We start from the raw sequence: 19882 nt of genomic DNA on the forward strand, positions 1-19882 counted from the left end.
CGAAGTCCCACGCATACGACACCACAGAACCATCAGCATCCGACGATCCCGAACCATCCACCGACACCGACAACCCCGACACCGACGACACAAACGCCGCCACCGGAACCTGATTCGGCTGAGGATCGACCGGTGCCGTCGCGGTGACCGCCAACGCCTTGGTGCCGGTGGCCCCACGATCGTCCGTCACGGTGAGAACCACCTGGTATGTGCCCGCCGCCGCATAGGCGTGCGACGCAGTCGCGCCCGTGCCCGTGCTCTGGTCGCCGAAGTCCCATGCGTACGACACGATCGATCCGTCACCGTCCGTCGACGTGGAGCCGTCGAAGGCGGTGGTCAGTCCTGAGGGAGTGGCCGTGAACGCCGCCGTGGGGGCCTGGTTGGAGGTCGGCACCGAGTTGAGGTCGGTGACGGTGAGGTTGTCGAAGGTGAGGGTCGCGGGAACGTTGACCGCGGTGTTGGGCATGTACGCGTACACACCCGCCGAACCGGCCACCTGCAGTGTTGGGCATGTACGCGTACACACCCGCCGAACCGGCCACCTGCAACGCCGCGACGTTGTTCGTCCGCTCGACCTGCCAACCCGGCTCCGGCGTACCGTCCTTCCAGACCTTCGCCGAAATCGACGTCACACCCGCCGACGTGGACGTATCCACCACGAACCGATACGACGCACCCGGCTCAATCACCACACCGGTCTCCACCGCCGCACCGATCGTCGTCGACGTCCCCCGCAGCACGTTCAACCGCGCCGTCCCGTCCGCACCCACACGAATGCGCACCATGTACTGATCATCAGCCACACGACGCGTCACCGCACCGATGTACATCGCCTCGTTCGGCTTGTCCACCGAGAACGACGTCGAGAACCGCGTCGCCGTCGAATCCAGCACCGCCGTATCCGCCGCCACCGCCGTCGCCTTCGGCAACAACACCTTCCCGACACCATCGGCCACCGAGAAGCGCATCGCCCCCGTGCGCAACGTCCACGCACCACCGGCATCCGCAGAACCCCACCCCGACGCCAACTGACGCGCGAACGTGTCCGAGAACAACGGCCCCGCCACCACCGGACCAGACGTCACCGTCACCGAAGCAACACTCGTCGCCGTCGCCCCACGATCATCTGTCACCGTCAACGTCACCGAATACGTCCCCACCGCCGCATACGCATGCGACGCCGTCACACCCGAACCCGTCGACTGGTCACCGAAGTCCCACGCATACGACACCACAGAACCATCAGCATCCGACGATCCCGAACCATCCACCGACACCGACAACCCCGACACCGACGACACAAACCCCGCCACCGGAACCTGATTCGGCGTCACCGGATCGACGAAGCTCGTCTTCACGTTCGTCGCACCGCGGTCATCCGTCACCGTGAGGGTGACGGCGCGCGTTCCGCCGGCCGTGTAGGTGTGAGACGCAGTGGAACCCGTTGCCGTCGCGCCGTCGCCGAAGTCCCATGCGTACGACACGATCGATCCGTCACTGTCCGTCGACGTGGAGCCGTCGACCGAGACCGTCAGACCGTCGACGGATGCGGTGAACGCTGCCGTCGGTGGCACGTTCGGTGCGACCACGACGACCTGCTGAGTCGTCTGAGCCGAGGCGCCGTCATCGTCCGTCACCGTCAGCGAGAGCGTGTACGTGCCGGCGCCCGGGTAGGCGTGCGAAGCCGTGACGCCCGCCCCGCTCTGTCCGTCGCCGAAGTCCCAGACGTACGAGGCGATCGCCCCATCCGGGTCCACCGAACCCGATCCATCCACCGAGACCGTCAGATCAGACGTGGTCGCCGAGATCATCGGCACCGGCGGTTGGTTCGGAATCGACTCACCCTTACCGAGCGCGTAGTGCGCGGCGATCTCCGAGGTGCTGAGCTCGCGGCTGTACACGGCGGTCTCATCGAGGGTCCCGATCAGGTTCGCGGAGGAGGATCCCCACGTGGTGTCGCCACCGACGCGCCAGTAGCCCGTGTAGTCCTGCGCCGCCGTCTGCGGGTTGGTGCCGCGTTCGACGCCGTCGACGAAGAGGCGCATTCCGTCGGAGGCCTGCGTGGCCACCACGTGGTGCCAAGTGCCGTCGTTGTACGCCGTCGCAGTGGTGATGGTGTTGGTCTGGCCGGTCCAGGTGCCGAACACGAGCCGTCCGTCGTCCTGCATGTAGACGTGGCGGTCGTAGGCGCCCGATCCGCCCTTCTGGTTGCCGCTGAACCCGATCAGCCGACCGCCGCGGGTCGAAGTCGTCTTGAACCAGGTCTCCACCGAGTAGACGGTGGGGTTGGCGTAGGCGATCGCCGAGGCCGCTGTTCCACCGTTGGTGGACGTGCACCCGATCTGCCACCACTGGCAGGTCGTCTGGCGGAACTGGATGCCGGTGCCGACGCCGCCCGCGAGCGCGCCCGCGTCGCCGCGCACATAGTCGCCGTCGAGCACACCCGCGACGTCGTTGCCCGACGAATCCGCGGTCGTTGCTCCGGTTGTGTCGTCATAGCGCCAGTAGAGTTCCGGCGACGAGTTGAACACGAGGGCGCCGTAGGCGTCGGCCGGGGCGATCACAGGGGTCGACGTTCCACCGGCGGCGACGTAGTGCGCACGCACCGTCGCCGCGGGCAGGACCGTCGGGTACACCGCGACATCGTCGATGTCGCCCGCGAAGCTCGACGACGATGGCTGAGAGTCCCACCCGTTGATGTTGTCGCCGCCGACGCGCCAGAAGCCGGTGAAGGACTGCCCGGAGGTGACGTCCGCCCGCTGTGCAACGCGTGACCCGTCGACGTAGAGGTTCATCCCGTTGGCACCGAGGCTCGCGACGATGTGGTGCCACGTACCGTCGTTGTAGGCCGATGCGCTGGTCACCGTGCGCACTCCACCCGGATACACGCCGAACACGATGCGCCCATCGTCGGTCATGTACACGTGACGGTCGTAGCTGCTGGAGTTTCCGGTCGCAGCGTCGCCGTAACCGATGATCTTGCCGCCGGAGGTCGAGGTCGTCTTGACCCACGCCTCGACAGTGAAGGTGTTCGGCGCGGCGCTGCGTGCGGTGGTGCCCGCGGATGCGGCGGCGAACGTGGTCGCCGTGTTCGTATCGCCGGAGACGGCTCCGCTCGCGCCGCGCGTGTAGGTGCCGTCGAGGGTGAGCGGGGAGGTGCCGGCCCAGTCGATGACGCCGGCTCCCGAGGTCTCGCTGAGGCGCCAGAAGTTCTGAGCACCGTCGTCGATGACCGACTGCGCGTACGCGGAGAGGTTGTCGGAGGAGACCGCCACCGTGATCCACGACGACTTCGCGACGTTTCCGTACGGGTCCGTGGCGGTCACGCGGTAGCGGTGCGAGCTGCCCGGCTCCAGGCCGGTGTCGTCGATCGTCGTGGTCTGCGGCGCCCAAAACGGTGCGCCGATCTGCTTCTCCAGAATCGGCGTCGACGACTCGGAGTCGCGGTACACCCGGTAGGTCAGCGTGTAGTCATCGCGGTCCCAGTTGGTCCCGAACGACAGCCGCACACGGCCCGACGAGAAGGAGATGACCGAGGGGTCCCATGCCGTGCTCGACAGCCGCGGTCCCTGCTTGTTCGGCGCGATCGACCGCTTCGCGAAACGCACGAGGCCGTACTGCTTGGTGCCGTTGACGCTGGGGAACTCCCCGCCGTACACGACGTAGTCGCTGGTGGCCGCCACCGACCAGACCGCCTGGCCCTGTCCGGTGTAGCTTCCGGGCGTGGTCTGCGGGAACCAGTTCAGCAGCTCCGGGCGCGGCGTGCCCGGGTGGTCGGGGTAGCCGTAGATGTCGGCCGTGTTGACGCCGCGAACATCCGTCGTCCACGCCGTCGCGTGGTTGAAGCTCCACGGATCCGTCTGAGGGAAGCCTCCGCTGTTGCCGCAATAGTGCTTGTGGCTCGCCGAATAGGCGACGCCGTTAGCGACGGCGATGTCGTAGGTGTCGCCGTGGCAGTCCTCGATCCACACACGGCTGCCGTCAGCCCAGCTACCGGCGAAGGTCCCCTCGAGGTTTCCGCCTCCGCCATAGTGCCAGCCCGTCCCGTAGAACTTCGTGCCGTCGGTCGCAAGCGACATGATGCCTGACGATTCGCCGGCGTCGCGGATCTCCGAGTTCACGCCGAGCGGGAGTCCGGCGCCGGACTGAGCGTCCGCGCGGTAGAGGCCGTATCCCGGGTTGTCGCTGCCGCCGACGGTCGTGAAGTTGCCCGAGATGACCACCTGTGTGCCGCTCGGGTCCGCGACGATGCTCTGCACCTGCCCGTTGTCCACCGGGATTGCGAACGGCAGCACCGAGGTGCCAGTCGGGGAGAGCTTGGCGACGCGCATGCGCTGGGTCGAGCCCACGGCGGTGAAGTAGCCGCCGACGTAAACGGCATCGGCGGTTGCGTACACCGTCTTGCCGATGTTGTTCAGGCTCAACGTCCCCGGCAGCACGGCCCCGCTGGCGAGGTCGATGACGGCGAAGCGCGAGCGGTTCTGGCCGTCGACCTGGCTGAAGGAACCGGTCACGTAGAGCTTCTTGCCGTCCGGCGAGGCCGCGACGTCGTTGATCCGACCGTTGAACGACGGACTGAAGGAGCTCACCAGCGCACCGGTCGTGACGTCGTAGGCGACGATGTTGCCGCGCGACGTGAGGCTTTGGCCCGCCGCAGCCCCCGCGGGGCGGACGTTGGAGAACTGACCCGCGGCATAGACCGTCGTGCCGACGATCGTCTGTGCCCACACGACGCCGTTGTCCAGCTGGAGCGTGGGCAGCGCATCTGCCGAGACCGTGTCAGGAAGCGGCGCCGGCGAATCAGCGGTGGTGGCCACCGCTGGGTCGTCCGCCGCGACGGCAGCGACAGGTGCCGTCAATGAGGCGGCAACGACCGCGGAACAGATGAGTACTGCGGCAAAGGCGCGACGGCGCCACGTCACAACGGACACGAATTTCCCCCCGGAAAGACGCACGGCGACCATTGTCCCCATACGACGTGCGAATTGACCCACCCCATAGGGTCGGGCCCATCCTAGGGCAAGACGGCGCGCCGAGCAATCGCGGGTGAAGGCGCGTCGCTCGGCGACTCAGCCGACGGAACCCTCGAATGCGATGATCGGGTCGTCGATCGAGAGGTCGACCGCGATCTGCACCCGATCACGCTGGTCCTTCGGCACTTCGAAGACGAACGTCCCCGAGGCACTCTGCCCGGGCTCGACGGTGTCGGGGAACGATGCCCCCGCGGGCTTCGAGATCGGGTTGCCCGGCTGAAGGGGGTCGCCATAAGCCAGCGTCACGGTCGCGGTGCGTAGGTCGATGGCGTCCGCGGAGGAGTTGTCGATCTCGACAGTCACGCGCAACGCAGGACCGGCGATCTCACCCGGGACAACCGCTTCACCCTCGACAGCATCGATGGAGGTGACCCGTACGCCGGCGCCAGCAGGCACCTCGGCAATGCCATCGAGCGGAACCGGCGGCAGCGTCGATCGTTCGGATGCATCAGAGGGTGCCGTCGTCTCCGGATGGGACGCCGCCGAGGTTGAGGCGGTCGGCGATGTCCCCGCGGACATCGCCGATCCGGTCGTGTTCGCCGGCGGGGGCGATCCCGCATTGGATGCACCGTTCTGCGCGGCGATGACACCGATGGCGACCGCGACGGCGACGACCGCGATGGCGACCGCCCCGCCGATCAGCGTCCGGTTCCGTCGTGCGCGCGCGACCGCTTCACTCGACGTCTCCATGCCGCTCCCCGCGCTTGTTTCCGAGCCACCCTCAGACACATCCGCCCCCTTCATCATCCGCAGATCCTAGCCTTCGCCCCGGCGGCCGCGAAGGCGAAGCGCAGCTCGCACCCCGCGCACTCCCCCTCGCCACGGTGCCGCCGAGGTGAGGAACTGCTTGCGCCCGCCGCGAAGGAGGACTTCACGTGCCGAGGACCATATCGTTCGTCCCCACGCTCGAGCATCGTTCACGGCGAGGTGCTTGCGGGCGAACAGCATGCGGTTGCGGATGTTGAAGTAGTAGTAGCTCTCCGACTTCGCTGCTGCCCCCGCGGCGCGCCCCTGGGTGCCGCCTTCGTCGTGCACGGCGAGCGCCCCCGAGACCACCGCGAGTCCGGCGCCCGCGTCGACTGCTCGCCGCGAGAAGTCGACGTCCTCCCAGTAGAGGAAATACTCCTCGTCGAAGCCCCCCGTCGCCCGCCAGACCTCGACGGGGATCCAGAGGCACGCGCCCGTCAGCCACTCCCAGCGCCGGGCCCCCGCGAAGCGCTCACGCTTGGCCCTACCGCGCGTGATGCCGTCGTCGAGATAGACGTCGGCGCCCTCGAACCACGTGGCTCCCGCGCTCGTCAGGATACGTGGCGCGCAGACTGTGTTGTGCGTGGGATCAGCAGCGCGCAGCTGCTCGACGCACCCCGGGAGCAGGACGGCATCGGGGTTCAGCACGACCAGATCGCGCACCCCCGCACGGAGGGCCGCTTCAACGCCGGCATTGACACCCCCGCCGAACCCGAGGTTGCGATCCGGCTCGACGACCCGCCATTCGTGACGTCGTGCCAGCTCGCGCACCCGTGCGCGCTCGTCAGGACCGGTCGGGTTGTCCACCACGACCACGACATCCGCACGTGCCCGCACCGCCGACGCCACGAGGTTGTCGGTGAGCAGGTGGGCCGATCCATAGTTCACGACGACCAGCCCCAGCGGTCTCGATGTGTCCACGTCAACCGGCTCGGCGCATATCGCGGAACCACTTGACGGATGCCGCCGCGAGGAACACGGTGCTCACGAGCGCGAGCGCGCCGTACACGTAGAGGAACGCGGGAGTGCCCCACAGGGCGAAGCTCAGGCACAGCACCCCGAAGTCGGTGGGCAGGAGAAGCAGCGAGCGCCGCGCAGTGCCCCCGCCGCGGACGTGCGTGGAGGCGATACCTCGTGCACCCTTGAGCAGGTCGTTCAGCAGCATCCCGAAGAACGTCGTCGTCGCCACCGCCGAGAACCACAGCGGCACCAGGAGGATGACAGGCGGAAGATCGGGGACGAACCGGAACAAGCCGATCGCGACGGCGAGGTGCAGGGAGCTGATCTTCGCCGCATCCACGAAGTGGTCCAGCCACTCGCCGGCGATGCTGCCACCCCCGCGAAGGCGTGCGACCTGGCCGTCGGCGGAGTCCCACGCATACCCCAGCACCAGCAGGATGGCGACGAGGATGCCGAGCCACGCACTCGCCGGCACCGTCGCCAACAGCACGATCGCGGCGAAGGTGTGCAGTGCGCTGACGGCGGTGACCTGATTCGGCGTCAGCCCCCAGCCGTGCGCAAGGGCAGCCAGCACCCGCCCGATTCGGCGGTTCACGTAGACGGAGTAGGCGGGAGCGCCTCGCGCGTGACCCTTCTGAGCGGACCGCAGCCTCTTCATCGTCTCTCGGAACCCCTGCGTCGTCGTCGCCGTCACGCTGCGCCCTGCCTCTCGCTGCTCATGCTCTCAGTGCTGCCGATGTCGTCGCCGTAGAGGTGCCGGCTCCTTCCCACGGCTCCTTCCCACGCACCGAGACCGCGCGCGATGTCGCGTGCGCCGCGTGCGTCGGATCGGGTAGAGCCCGTCAGCCATCCGACGATGCGACGCAGCGCCCCGACGACGAGACGCGTGGAGCCGATGGCGGCGGCAGACGCGCGGACGTACCCACGCCGCGCCCGGGAAGGGCCAGCCAGGACCGCGGTGACCCGTGTGCCTGCGGCCGCCATCCCCCGCGAGCGCGCGAGCGCATACTCCCGCGTCCTCCGCTCGGCGGGCAGGTGGTCGAGCACCACGGCATCCGCGCACCAGACCATCAGCACTCCCGCCGCACGCAGTTGCGAAGTGAACAGAGAGTCCTCTCCGCCCGATCTGCCGAACCGTTCGTCGAATCGCGCGCCGACCCGGCGCACGTCGGCGAGCCGGAGGAGCAGGTTGTTGGATGCCGCCGAGCCGATCGGGTCGAGGGTACGAAGGCCCTGCCGATGTGCGCGGGCGTAGAAGCCGCCCGCGACGATCCAGCGGTCGAGTCCGCCCGGCACGACGGTGCGCACCGGTCCCGCGACGACACCCGCGCCGGACGACTGCTGCGCGGCCAGGAGGCGCTCGAGCCAGGACTCTTCGGCGGGTGTCTCGTCGTCGTCGATGAACACCAGGATGTCCGCGTCGGCCGCTTCGTCGAGCGCGCGGTTTCGCACCGCGGCGAGACCCCGGCGCACTTCGCGGACATAGCGGACGGGCACGTCACCCGCGTCGGCGATCGCGGCGGCATCCCCGGCGTTGTCGATGACGAGCACGTCGACGGACGCGCACAACCCGCTGGCTCGCTCGATCACGGGAGGCAGCGCGGTCAGAAGCCGCGTGAGGTCATGCGGCCGTCGATACGTCGGGATGGCGATGACGACGCGTGGATACGCACTGATCATCGACGCCCCCCGACGCACTCACGGAGCCCCGAGACCCCATCCCCTGAGAACAGTATGGCGCCTTCACCCGCCTCGCTGAACACTCCGTGTCGAGTAGGCTTCCTGGCGACGTTGGGGGACGGGCATGGATCGTACAGACATACCGGGCGGCGATCGGGGCGAATCGGGGGCATCGGAGCAGCACCACCCGCGCCGAAAAGTCCTCCTGAGCGCCTACGCGTGCGGGCCGAACTCCGGACCTGAGGCGGGCGCCGGATGGGAGATGGCGGTCGCCGCCGCACAGACGAGCGACGTGTGGGTCTTCACGCGCCCGCGGTTCCGGACCATGATCGAGGACGCCCTCGCCACTCAGCCCCAGATTCGCGAGCACCTGCACGTCATCTATCACGACCCTGCCCCGTGGATCGTCAGGCTCAAGCGGCGGTCCTGGGACCTCTACTGGTTCTATCTCCTCTGGCAGCGCGGCATCTCGCGCCTGGCCGTCACGTGGCACGCCCGGGTCGGTTTCGACGTCGCCCACCACGTCACGTTCGCGAATGACTGGATGCCGGCCGGGCTCACCCGACTCCGCGGCGTTCCGCTGGTGTGGGGTCCCGTCGGCGGATCGAGCGGCCTTCCCATCCTGCGCCTCGCTCGCTGGCTCGGCCCCCGGGGGACGCTCACGGAGCTCGCCCGCGCCGTGTTCACGACGCCACTACGGGCATGGGGCGGCCTTCCGTCGGCGCGCCGGTCGAGCGTCGTCGTCGCGCAGAACCCGCAGGTCGCCGACTACTTTCGCCGCCACGGCGCGCACACGGTCGTCGAACCGAATGCGTGCCTCACCGCCCTGCCGCCGCGAGCCGCCGTCATCGATGAGAAGACCGCCGTCTTCGCCGGACGGCTCCTCGGTTGGAAGGGCGCCGCACTCGCGATCGACGCCGTCGGCCGCCCGGAGCTCGCCGACTGGACGCTCGAGATCTACGGAGACGGCTACGACCGGCGCCGACTTGAGCGTCGGGCCGCCGCCCGCGGAGTCAACGGGCGCGTGCGGTTCCACGGTCACGTCGACAGAGACCGCCTGTGGGAGGCAATGCGCACGGCGACGGTCTTCCTCTTCCCGTCGATGCACGACCAAGCGGGCTGGGTGGTCGCCGAGGCGAGTTCGATCGGATGCCCCGTCGTCTGCCTGCCGCTCGGCGGCCCCCCGGTACTCGCCGAGCCGAACGGTTTCGTCGCCGACATTTCCGGCGATGTGCCGCGCTCGATCGCCGAGCAGGTGCTCCGCGCTGCAGCGACGGGCGGGACGCCCACCGACCGCTGGTCGGTGACCCGCCTCCCGGCGATCGTCCAGGGCTGGTACGACCGCGCGACGGCGAGTGCGACCGCGGACGCTCCGACCCCCTCCGCCTCCGGCGACGACCGCGCACGCCCGCTGGCGATCCTGGAGTCGTTCCGCGAACCCAAGGACACGACCAATCCGTATATCACCCAGCTCTACCGGGCACTTCGCCGGTCGCGGGACGCCGAGGTGTCCGCATTCGACTACCGGAAGGCGCTGCTCGGCCGGTACGACGTCGTGCACGTGCACTGGCCGGAGCTGCTCGTCGGGGGCCACAAGGGCATCGGTCGCCTGACCCGTCGCTGCCTCACCGCGCTCACCGTCGCCCGATGGCGCCTGCGCTGCACCCCCGTCGTGCGGACGTTGCACAACCTCGAACGCCCTCAGGGGATCAGCCGTGTCGACCACCGCATCCTGGATCGCATCGACGCCCTCACGCGCCTCGACATACACCTGAATGACCACACGCCCGCACGGCCCGGCATCGCGACGACGACGATCCGGCACGGCCACTACCTGAACTGGTACGAGCGCTTCCCGACCGCCGAGCCGACGCCCGGTCGCATCCTCTATGTGGGACTCATCCGCCGGTACAAAGGGGTCGAAGACCTCGTCGACGCCTTCGTAGGCAGCGACCGCGCCGACCTGTCGCTGCACGTGGCGGGCAAGGCATCCTCCGATGAGCTGATCCAGACGCTGTACGAGCGTGCGCGGGACGATGCCCGCGTGACGATCGATGCGCGTTTCCTCTCGGATGCCGAGATGGTGAACGCCATCACCTCGTCCGAGCTCGTCGTGCTCCCCTACCGGCATATGCACAACAGCGGGACCGCTCTCGCCGTGCTGTCCCTCGGCCGCGCCGTGCTGCTGCCGGAGAACGAGGTCAATCGCGCTCTCGCGGACGAGGTCGGCCGCGGATGGGTGCATGTCTACACCGGCACTCTCTCGACCGAGGACATTCACCGGGCGTGGGAGGCCTCGCGATCACGCACGGGTCTGCCGGACCTGTCCGCTCGAGGCTGGGACGAAGCGGCCTCCGCCCACCTCGCCGCATTCCGGCGCGCCGCAAGAGGCCGCCGATAGAGTATCGTCGCGTGTGTGGGTCGGGGGACCCGCATCGAGCCGGGGGGCTCGGATCGGAGCGGGGGCTCCGATTTGAAGGTCAGTTGCTGGGGGGCACATGACTGTTCGCATCGGCTATGCCGCGGGGGCGTTCGACCTTTTTCACATCGGACATCTGAACGTGCTGCGTCACGCGAAGGAGCAATGCGACTATCTCATTGCCGGCGTGGTCAGCGACGAGATGCTGCGGGCGGTGAAGGGCGTCGAACCGTTCGTCCCGACCGCGGAACGCGCTGAGATCGTCCGCAACCTCCGCTACGTCGACGACGTCCATATCGAGGTCGTGCCCGACAAGCTCGACGTCTGGCGCGAGGTCAGGTTCACGCACTTCTTCAAAGGCGACGACTGGCGCGGCACCGAGAAGGGCGCGCGCCTCGAGTACGAGTTCGCCGCCGTGGGAGTGGAGGTCGTGTACTTCCCCTACACCGCCCACACGTCGAGCACGAAGCTTCGCCGCGCCCTCGACGCGGCTGTCGTCGCCGGCGAAGAACGGCGCGCCGCGCGCTCCGGGTCCGCATGATCGCTCGCGCGGGAGCCCTTCGATGACGCGGGATGCTCTCGACCTCTTCGTCGGCCAGGTGATCGCGCTGCTACCTGCGCGCAGCGCCGAGGGTGAAGACCCGGTGCGGGCGCGCGCCACAAGAATGCTCTTTCCTCGTGTCGGCGGGCTGCCCGTCGCACAGCAGACAAGGGCACCCCGGCCCCGCGTGTATTCGCTGATCATCAACGGAAGGGATCTGGGGGTGCTGACCGTAAGCGGCACCGAGATCCCGGTTCGCGTGCTACCGCTCGACCAGGCCACACCCTCGGAGGCAACGGCCTTCCGGATCACCGAGATGGCGGGGCGCGCCCTTCGCATCCGCGGTGTAGCCGAAGGAGATTCGGCGGCCTGACGTCACGGAGGACGCGGCAGACCCCCCGAGCGGCGGGAATCTGCGACGAAAGTCGAAGAAAACCCCCGCCCACCCGGTCATTTCTGCTGCGTGACACCCTGTCCCCCTAGGATGAGCGCGGCGCGGGGGCGCGCCGTCCACCTTGGGGGTTGTTTTCATGGGTTTCGTGCATCGCCACCGCGGCCTCGTTCGCACATTCGCCATCGGATTGGTGCTGACCGCGACACTCGCCGTCGCCGGCTGCGCCACGGAGAACACGGATGCCGCGACGTCGTCGCCGAGGCCGGTCACGCACACGCCCTCACCGACCCCGACTCCGCTCACCCCATCCGAAGCACTCCTGGCGGCGCATGCCGATGTTCCGGGAGCGTGCGCGGTCAGCTTCGACATCGAGGGCGTGGCGCTCGACCCGCAGCTGCAGGTGCAGGACCGCCTGTACGACCACCTGCCGATCCCGCGGATGGCCGGCCGCGTCTTCGCGGGCTGGTACGCCGACGCGGCGACAGCGGCCTCGGCATCCGCCGACCCGGCCGGACATGCCGGCAGTCCCGCGACGCGCGTCAACGGATCACGACCGGTGGCCTGCACCGCCCACCAGCAGAAGCTCTACGGAGCCTGGACGACGTCGGATGCCGCGACCGCCGCCAAGGCGCGCGTGCCCATCCTCATGTACCACCAGTTCACGGCCAAGCCCGAGGGTGAGCAGGGGTGGCTCCGCGGCAACTACTCCTACATCGAGGACTACCGCGCCCAGATGCAGTACATCAAGGATCAGTCCTTCTATCTGCCGACCTGGGACGAGCTGAGCGCGTTCATCGACGGAGCGCTCTACCTGCCCGACCATGCGGTGATCATCACCGATGACGACGCCGATCCGAGCTGGCTCACGATGGCCTCGCCGATCAACGAGCAGCTCCAGCTCATGGCGACCTCCTTCGTGATCACGGGCTCGGGGGTGCCGGCACAGAACCGGTTCATCCTGCAGCGATCCCACACGCACGACATGCATCACGCGGGAGCCAACGGCAAGGGCCAGATGGTGAACCTGACCGCTCCCGAGATCGCCGCGGACATGACCGCCTCGGCGACCGCGCTCGGCGGAGTCAAGGAAGTGATGGCGTACCCGTACGGGCACAACAACGAGACCTCGCACGAGGGCCTGCGCCAGGCGGGCTTCGAGATGGCCCGCACGATCGAGCAGGGCTACGTGTCGGTGGGCAGCGACAAGCTCACCCTCCCGTGCGTCCGCATCAACTACGGCATGGGCGTCAACGCTCTCAAGAAGCAGATCGGCTGAGGACCGTCGGTGAGCGGGAGCCAGAAGATGAGCGGGAGCCAGCAAGAACTGACAGAGCACGCACAGGAGTTGCCCAACTCCGCCTCGGTAGGCTGAAACGGTTCTGTCCCTGACCGATCGCGAGCGCATCCCCATGGATCTTTCCGTCATCGTTCCCACCTTCAACGAAGGCGGGAACGTCGCCGAGCTGGTCCGCCGCATCGGTGCGGCCCTCGACGACGTCGATTTCGAGGTCGTCTTCGTCGATGACTCCACCGACGACACGCCCGCGACGATCCAGGCCGTCGCCGCGTCCACGGACTTCCCGGTGCGCCTCATCCATCGCGACGAACCCGAAGGTGGACTCAGCGGCGCCGTGCTCGAGGGCTTCCGCAACGCGCAGGCCCGCTGGTGCCTGGTCATGGACGGTGACCTGCAGCATCCGCCCGAGGACATCCCGCGCATGCTCGACCGCGCCGCCCTCGGCGACGTCGACATCGTCGTCGCCTCTCGCTACGTCGCTGGCGGGACGGCGGGCGGCCTCGCCGGCGCCACGCGCACCGCGGTCTCGCGGACCTCGACGCTGCTGACGAAGGCGATGTTCCCGCGGAAGCTCCACGGCTGCACCGACCCGATGACCGGCTTCTTCCTCGTCGACCGCGACACCGTCGATCTCGACGACCTCCGCCCGCGCGGATTCAAGATCCTGCTCGAGATCCTCGCGCGCCGTCAGATGCGCATCGGCGAGATCCCGTTCGCGTTCGCGACCCGCTTCGCCGGTGAGTCCAAGGCCACCTTCAGCCAGGGCATGCGCTTCCTGACGCAGCTGGCGATGCTGCGCTTCGGCCGCATGTCGGCGTTCGCCCTCGTCGGCGGTGTCGGGGCGATCGCGAACCTGGTGATCATGTGGGGCCTGATCCACCTCGGCATGAACTACCTGACGGCCGCGATCATCGCGAGCGAAGTGACGATCATCGGCAACTTCCTGCTGCTCGAGTACCTCGTCTTCGCCGACATGCGCTCCGAGTCCGGCCAGATGTGGGTGCGTTTCCTCAAGTCGTTCGCCTTCAACAACGTCGAAGCCGTCGTCCGCATCCCGATCATCCCGCTGCTCGTGCAGGGCGCGCACATCCCGAGCGTCCTGGCGGCAGCGATCACACTCGCCGCGGCGTTCGTGGTGCGCTTCGTCTACCACGCGCTCTGGGTCTACGCCCCGAAGAACAAGTCCACCTCCCGGGTGGCGACCCGGGGCGTCACCCGCGCGGCCGAGCGTACGCTGGAATCATGACCTCCGAGAACACCCAGATCACGATGTTCGGTGCCGATTGGTGCCGCGACTGCGTCCGCACCAAGAAGCAGCTCGACGAGCTCGGTGTGCCGTACACCTACGTCGACCTGGTCGCCGACCCCGCCGCTGCGGACGTCGCCCGCGAGATCTCCGGTCGCACGAACATCCCCGTCGTCGTCTACCCCGACGCCTCCCACCACGTCGAGCCGACCAACGCCGACGTCGAGGCGAAGCTGCGCGAGCTCTCCCTCATCTGAGGGGCGTCGGCGAGACGACGCGACATCGCGTCGCACCTTTTCGGGAACCGCGTCTCATCCGGTCGTAAGCTGGAGGCCCGCGCGCGAGCGCGACCACCGCTTCGAAGGAGAACGCCGTGACCGCAAACGCTCCGAGCGCACCGAAACGGTCCACAGTCGCGCCCACCCTCGCCGATGACGTGCGCGCCGATCTGGATGCCGCGATCACGGCTCTGCGCACAGGACAGCGCACGTGGCGCGCACTCACTCTCGCCCAGCGGCGCACGCTGCTGCAGCGCGTGCGCGTCGCGACGTCCGCGGTCGCAGCGGAATGGGCGGATACGGCATCCGTGTCGAAGGGCCTCGCCCCCGGACACCCGCTCCGCGGCGAGGAGTGGCTGTCGGGCCCGTACGCGGCCATCGTCGCACTCGACGCCTACGCCGACACGCTCCGGGCTCTCGCCGTCGGACGCTCGCCGCTGGACGGTGTCCGCATCGGCGCGGCTCCCGGAGACCGCACCGTCGTGCACACCTCGCCGCTGTCGGCGACCGACGCCCTGCTGCTGTCGGGCTACGCCACCGAGGTCTGGCTGCAGCCGGGGGTGGATGCCGCGACGGCCCGCCGGGAGGCGGGGCTCGGCCAGCTCGATCCGGCGAGCGCGGGTGGCGTCGGGCTCGTGCTGGGTGCCGGCAACATCACCTCCATCCCCTACCTCGATGTGCTGTACGAACTGCTGGCGTCCAACCGTGTCGCAATGCTGAAGGTCAATCCGACGCAGGACGCGCTCGTGTCCGTCTTCGAGCGGGCGCTGGCACCGCTCATCGAGCCCGGATTCCTGCGGATCGTCCGCGGTGGCGGCGACGTCGGCGCCTATCTCACTCAGCATCCGGAGATCGACCACGTCCACATCACGGGGTCGGAGGCGACGTTCCGCTCCATCGTCTGGGGCCCGTCGCACACCCCCGCCGCCGCCGGTGCCGCCACACGGCGCCGCCGCGACGGCAGGCCGCTGCTGAAGAAGCCGATCACGGCCGAACTGGGCGGCGTCTCGCCGATCATCATCGTGCCGGGGAGGTGGTCGAACGCCGACCTGCGCTTCCAGGCCGAGTATGTCGTCACCATGCGTCTGCACAACAGCGGTCACAACTGCATCGCCGGGCAGGTCGTGCTGCTCTCGGACGATTGGGAGCAGCGCGACGCGTTCCTCGATGAGCTGCGCGCCGCGTACGACAGGGCGCCGTCCCGTCCGGTCTGGTACCCGCAGAGTCAGGGAAAGCTCGACGCGGCCCGCACCTCCTACCCGGATGCCGCGTGGTGCGGCGGCGGCACGCGCGCCCTCGTCGAAACGAGCCCGGCCGACGCCGGGGCCCTCGAGACGACGGAGTACTTCTCGCCGGTTCTCGGGGTGGTGGCCCTGCGCGGAACGGGCCAGGAGTTCCTCGACAACGCCGTGGCGCATGCCAACGAGCGCCTCGTGGGAACCCTCGGCGCCAACGTGCTGATCGATCCCGAGACGCAGAAGGCTCTGGGCGACGGGTTCGAGAGGGCGCTCGCCGACCTCCGCTACGGCACGGTCGCGGTCAACGCATGGACGGCCTTCGGCTTTCTCACACCGACCGCCACCTGGGGCGCCTTCCCCGGCGGCACCCTCGAGGACGCGCCCAGCGGCATGGGTGTCGTGCACAACGCCCTGCTGCTCGACCACGTCGAACGCACGGTCGTGCGGGGACCCTTCCGACCGTTCCCCCGCTCGGCGTCTTCGGCGATGCGGGGCTACGGGCTGTCGGTGCTGCCGAAGCCGCCGTGGTTCGTCACGTCGCGCACAGGCGCTGCCGTCTGCGAGGGCTTCACCCGCTTCCGCATCGACGGCAATCCGGCCAAGATGGCGCTCACCCTCGTCAAGGCCTTCGGCGCATGAGCCCGCGACGGGCGGCGACGGGCGGCGCCCCCGACGCCGACTACGTGATCGTCGGAGCGGGTTCGGCGGGCGCCGCGCTCGCGGCCCGACTCACGGAAGACCCCGCCGTCAGCGTGCTGCTGCTCGAAGCCGGCCCCACCGATGCCGCCCTCGAGCTGCACGTGCCGGCGGCATTCTCGACGCTGTTCCGCGGTCGCTACGACTGGAACTACGACACGGTCCCCCAGCGGGAGCTCGAGGGGCGCACGATCTACTGGCCGCGCGGCAAGACCCTGGGCGGATCGTCATCGCTGAACGCCATGATGTGGATCCGCGGGTTCGCGGCCGACTACGACGCGTGGGCGGAGGCCGCCGGCGACACGTGGTCGTGGGACGCCCTCGCCGCGTACTTCGTACGGGCGGAGGCCACCCAGGACGCCGCCGATGCCACCCAGGGCACCGGCGGGCCGCAGCCCGTCGAGCACCAGCGCGACCCCCGACCGCACACGGCCGCGTTCCTCCAGGCGGCGCGGGAGCTGCGGCATCCGGTCACTCCGGCGAACCTCCCGACACGGCAGGGCTTCTCGCAGACGATGGTCACGCAGCATCGCGGAGCCCGGGCCTCGACCGCCGACGCCTACCTGCGCCCGGCGCGCAGGCGCCCGAACCTGCGTGTGCTCACCGATGCGCTGGTGCGGCGGGTCACCTTCGCCGACGACGACACGGATGCGGCGCCGCGGGCGACGGGCGTCTACGTCGACCTCGGCGGCATCACCCGGCACGCCCGTGCCCGTCGCGAAGTCATCCTCTGCGGCGGCGCGATCAACACCCCGCAGCTTCTGATGCTGAGCGGCATCGGGCCCGCCGACCACCTCGCCTCCCACGGCATCCGCGTTCGCGTCGACGCGCCGCAGGTGGGCGAGAATCTGCAGGACCATCTGGTCGCCGGTCTCGCGCCCGCGGCGCGCGGGGGAACGCTCTACGGAGCGCGCCGGCCCGCTCAGCTCGCCCGCTACCTGAGCGCCCGGCGCGGCATGCTGAGCTCCAACGTCGCCGAAGCGTACGGCTTCGTGCGCACGGCGGTGGCCGATCGCACCGACGCCCCCGCCGACCTGCCCGACATCGAGATCATCTTCGCGACGGCGCCGTACGTCGGCGAAGGCTTGGTGCCGCCGCCCGCGGAGGGCATCACGGTGGGTGCGATCCTGCTGCAGCCGCGCAGTCGCGGCACCATCCGCCTCGCCTCCAGCGACCCGACGGATGCCGCGATCATCGATCCCGCGTATCTGACCGATCCGGAAGGCATCGACGCCGAGACCCTGCGCGCCGGCCTCGCGGAGTGCGAGCGCCTCATCGAGGCCCCGGCACTGCGCGCCGTGACGACGGGCGGCTGGGTGCAGCCGGTCGGTGGCGAGCGGATGAGCGCGGCGGAGCGGATCGAGCTGTCACTGCGGCGCTACTCCCACACGCTCTACCATCCGGTCGGGACGGCGCGGATGGGGCTCGACGCGGCATCCGTCGTCGACTCCGACCTGCGGGTGCGGGGCGTCGACGGCCTGCGGGTCGCGGACGCGTCGATCATGCCGACGGTCATCCGCGGGCACACGAACGCGCCCACCATCATCATCGGCGAGCGCGCTGCGGACCTCATCCGCGGGGTCGGAGACGACGCGCGTCCCGTCCCCCGCGGAGCGGATCGGTGGCCGGTCGGGTGATCAGCGACCGGAGCGGCGCTGGCCGCCGTTGGCACGGACGACCGAGCCGACCATGAGCTTGCCGCCGGTGGCGCCGGCGCCCCCGGTGTGTGAGGCACGACGGCCGGCGGTGCGGGCGTTGCCGGATGCCGCGGGCTGCGCCGCCGCGCGGTGGTCACGGGTGGCGGGACGCTGCTCGCGTCCCGCGGCCGCGCGCTCCGCGGTGGCACGCGCGGCGCGGTCGCCGCGGGGCTGACCCTGACCCGCCTGACCGCCCTGGCCGGCGCCGCGTCCGCCACGACCGCCGCGGCTGGCGCCCTGACCGTTCTGGGCGCCCTCGCGCGCGGCGCGCTTGCGCTGCGCGTTGGCACCCTGGCTGCGACCGCCGCCGCCCTGGCCACGGCCGGGCTGCTCGGCCTTCGGCGCGGGAGCGACATAGGGGGCGACCTCGCCGACGAGCGCGGTGACCTGGGGCGAGGTCGGCGTCACGGGCACGGGGGTCGCGGTGATCGCCGCCTTGCGGAGGAGGTCCTTGACGTCCTTCTCCTGACCGGGCAGCACGAGTGTGACGACCGAGCCCTCGGCGCCGGCGCGGGCGGTGCGGCCCGAGCGGTGCAGGTACGCCTTGTGCTCCATGGGCGGGTCGACATGGATGACGAGTTCGACGTCGTCGACGTGCACGCCGCGCGCCGCGACGTCGGTCGCGACGAGCACCTTGGCGGCACCGGAGCTGAAGGCGGCGAGGTTTCGGTCGCGGGCGGGCTGCGAGAGGTTGCCGTGCAGGTCGACCGAGGGGATGCCCTGCGACGTCAGCTGCTGCGCGAGCTTCTTGGCGTGGTGCTTCGTGCGCATGAAGAGGATGCGACGGCCGGTGCCCGAGGCGAGCGTACGCACGAGCTCCTTCTTCTCCTCAACCCCGCCGACGTGGAACACGTGGTGGGTCATCGCGGCGACGGGCGAGTTCGCCTCGTCGACCGAGTGGAGCACCTCGTTCTGCAGGAACCGCTTCACGAGCTTGTCGACGCCGTTGTCCAGCGTCGCGCTGAACAGCAGACGCTGGCCGTCGCGCGGGGTCTTGTCGAGAATGCGCGTGACCGAGGGCAGGAAGCCGAGGTCGGCCATGTGGTCGGCCTCGTCGATGACGGTGATCTCCACGGCATCCAGCTTGACGAAGCCCTGCGAGATGAGGTCTTCGAGACGGCCGGGGCAGGCGACGATGATGTCGACGCCGGCCTTGAGCGCGGCGACCTGACGGTTCTGGTTGACGCCGCCGAAGATCGTCGTGGTCGTCATGCCGTACGCGGCCGCCAGGGGCTCGAGGGTCGCGTTGATCTGCGTCGCGAGCTCTCGGGTCGGCGCCAGCACGAGCCCGAGAACGCGGCCGGAGCGGCGGGTGCCGCCGGCGAGCGGGCCGCCGAGGCGGGCCGCGAGCGGAATCGAGAAGGCGAGGGTCTTGCCCGAGCCGGTCTTGCCGCGGCCGAGCACGTCGCGACCGGCGAGCGTGTCGGGCAGGGTGTCGACCTGGATGGGGAAGGCGGTGGTCTTGCCCTCCTTCGCGAGGACGTCGGTCAGGGGGGCGGGCACGCCGAGCGCGCCGAAAGTGATGTCAGACATGGTGGTGTTTCTGGGCTCGGGGGCCCGGATCGGTGGCCTCTGCGCGGATGCGCACAGGGTCGCCGTACGAAGAATGTCAGCCGATCATCCGGTCAGAACCGGGCGGCGAGGGAAGCGTTCTAC

At 69.5% G+C, this 19882-nt stretch carries 15 protein-coding genes; 8 read left to right on the top strand and 7 right to left on the bottom strand.

Annotated elements, in window-relative coordinates:
- From HMPREF1529_RS16035 to HMPREF1529_RS03485, 6 genes are all read right to left on the bottom strand, one after another.
- Positions 1–394: PKD domain-containing protein (locus HMPREF1529_RS16035; RefSeq protein ID WP_036282684.1), on the bottom strand; the 394-nt coding region annotated here is incomplete at its 3' end.
- Positions 300–4817: a PKD domain-containing protein gene (locus HMPREF1529_RS03465; protein WP_016463711.1), complete on the bottom strand. Its 4518-nt coding sequence runs from the start codon at positions 4815–4817 to the stop codon at positions 300–302. The genes HMPREF1529_RS03465 and HMPREF1529_RS16035, both read right to left, overlap by 95 nt.
- A 252-nt stretch (positions 4818–5069) precedes the next feature.
- On the bottom strand, positions 5070–5723 hold the full coding sequence (locus HMPREF1529_RS03470) for a DUF4352 domain-containing protein (protein ID WP_232212042.1): 654 nt from the start codon (positions 5721–5723) through the stop codon (positions 5070–5072).
- A gap of 66 nt (positions 5724–5789) precedes the next feature.
- Entirely contained in the window at positions 5790–6701 is a 912-nt protein-coding gene (locus HMPREF1529_RS03475; protein WP_016463713.1) for a glycosyltransferase family 2 protein, read from the bottom strand.
- A gap of 1 nt (position 6702) precedes the next feature.
- Positions 6703–7434, bottom strand: a complete 732-nt coding sequence (locus HMPREF1529_RS03480; RefSeq protein WP_005054533.1) for a CDP-alcohol phosphatidyltransferase family protein — start codon at positions 7432–7434, stop codon at positions 6703–6705.
- The gene (locus HMPREF1529_RS03485) at positions 7431–8420 is read right to left on the bottom strand and encodes a glycosyltransferase family 2 protein (RefSeq protein WP_005054532.1); all 990 of its coding nucleotides are present in this window, start codon (positions 8418–8420) and stop codon (positions 7431–7433) included. The genes HMPREF1529_RS03480 and HMPREF1529_RS03485 overlap by 4 nt, the downstream gene beginning before the upstream one ends.
- A 262-nt stretch (positions 8421–8682) precedes the next feature.
- On the opposite strand from HMPREF1529_RS03485, the gene HMPREF1529_RS15325 reads away from it, so the two are divergent.
- The 8 genes from HMPREF1529_RS15325 (at position 8683) to HMPREF1529_RS03530 (ending at position 18166) form a co-directional block, all read left to right on the top strand.
- Positions 8683–10821 (top strand): glycosyltransferase, encoded by a 2139-nt coding sequence (locus HMPREF1529_RS15325; protein WP_016463714.1) that lies wholly within the window; start codon positions 8683–8685, stop codon positions 10819–10821.
- 97 nt (positions 10822–10918) lie between these two features.
- Positions 10919–11380 (top strand): adenylyltransferase/cytidyltransferase family protein, encoded by a 462-nt coding sequence (locus tag HMPREF1529_RS03500; protein WP_005054525.1) that lies wholly within the window; start codon positions 10919–10921, stop codon positions 11378–11380.
- A 22-nt stretch (positions 11381–11402) separates the two neighbouring features.
- Positions 11403–11753: a hypothetical protein gene (locus tag HMPREF1529_RS03505; protein WP_005054523.1), complete on the top strand. Its 351-nt coding sequence runs from the start codon at positions 11403–11405 to the stop codon at positions 11751–11753.
- A gap of 157 nt (positions 11754–11910) precedes the next feature.
- Positions 11911–13050, top strand: coding sequence for a polysaccharide deacetylase family protein (locus tag HMPREF1529_RS03510; RefSeq protein WP_005054521.1), 1140 nt, complete (start codon positions 11911–11913; stop codon positions 13048–13050).
- 133 nt (positions 13051–13183) lie between these two features.
- Positions 13184–14317, top strand: coding sequence for a glycosyltransferase (locus HMPREF1529_RS03515; RefSeq protein ID WP_005054519.1), 1134 nt, complete (start codon positions 13184–13186; stop codon positions 14315–14317).
- Positions 14314–14574 carry a glutaredoxin family protein gene (locus HMPREF1529_RS03520; RefSeq protein WP_005054517.1) on the top strand — a complete coding sequence of 87 codons (261 nt, stop codon included), beginning with the start codon at positions 14314–14316 and terminating at the stop codon, positions 14572–14574. Before HMPREF1529_RS03515 ends, HMPREF1529_RS03520 begins: the two co-directional genes overlap by 4 nt.
- Positions 14575–14690: 116 nt before the next feature.
- Entirely contained in the window at positions 14691–16472 is a 1782-nt protein-coding gene (locus tag HMPREF1529_RS03525) for an aldehyde dehydrogenase family protein (RefSeq protein ID WP_005054515.1), read from the top strand.
- Positions 16469–18166: a GMC family oxidoreductase gene (locus HMPREF1529_RS03530; RefSeq protein ID WP_016463715.1), complete on the top strand. Its 1698-nt coding sequence runs from the start codon at positions 16469–16471 to the stop codon at positions 18164–18166. The genes HMPREF1529_RS03525 and HMPREF1529_RS03530 overlap by 4 nt, the downstream gene beginning before the upstream one ends.
- Here the strand turns inward: HMPREF1529_RS03530 and HMPREF1529_RS03535 are convergent, their stop codons facing one another.
- The gene (locus HMPREF1529_RS03535) at positions 18167–19759 is read right to left on the bottom strand and encodes a DEAD/DEAH box helicase (RefSeq protein ID WP_005054512.1); all 1593 of its coding nucleotides are present in this window, start codon (positions 19757–19759) and stop codon (positions 18167–18169) included.
- Positions 19760–19882 lie beyond the last annotated feature (123 nt).

Origin of the sequence: Microbacterium sp. oral taxon 186 str. F0373 (assembly GCF_000411455.1) — a bacterium.
GTDB lineage: Bacteria > Actinomycetota > Actinomycetes > Actinomycetales > Microbacteriaceae > Microbacterium.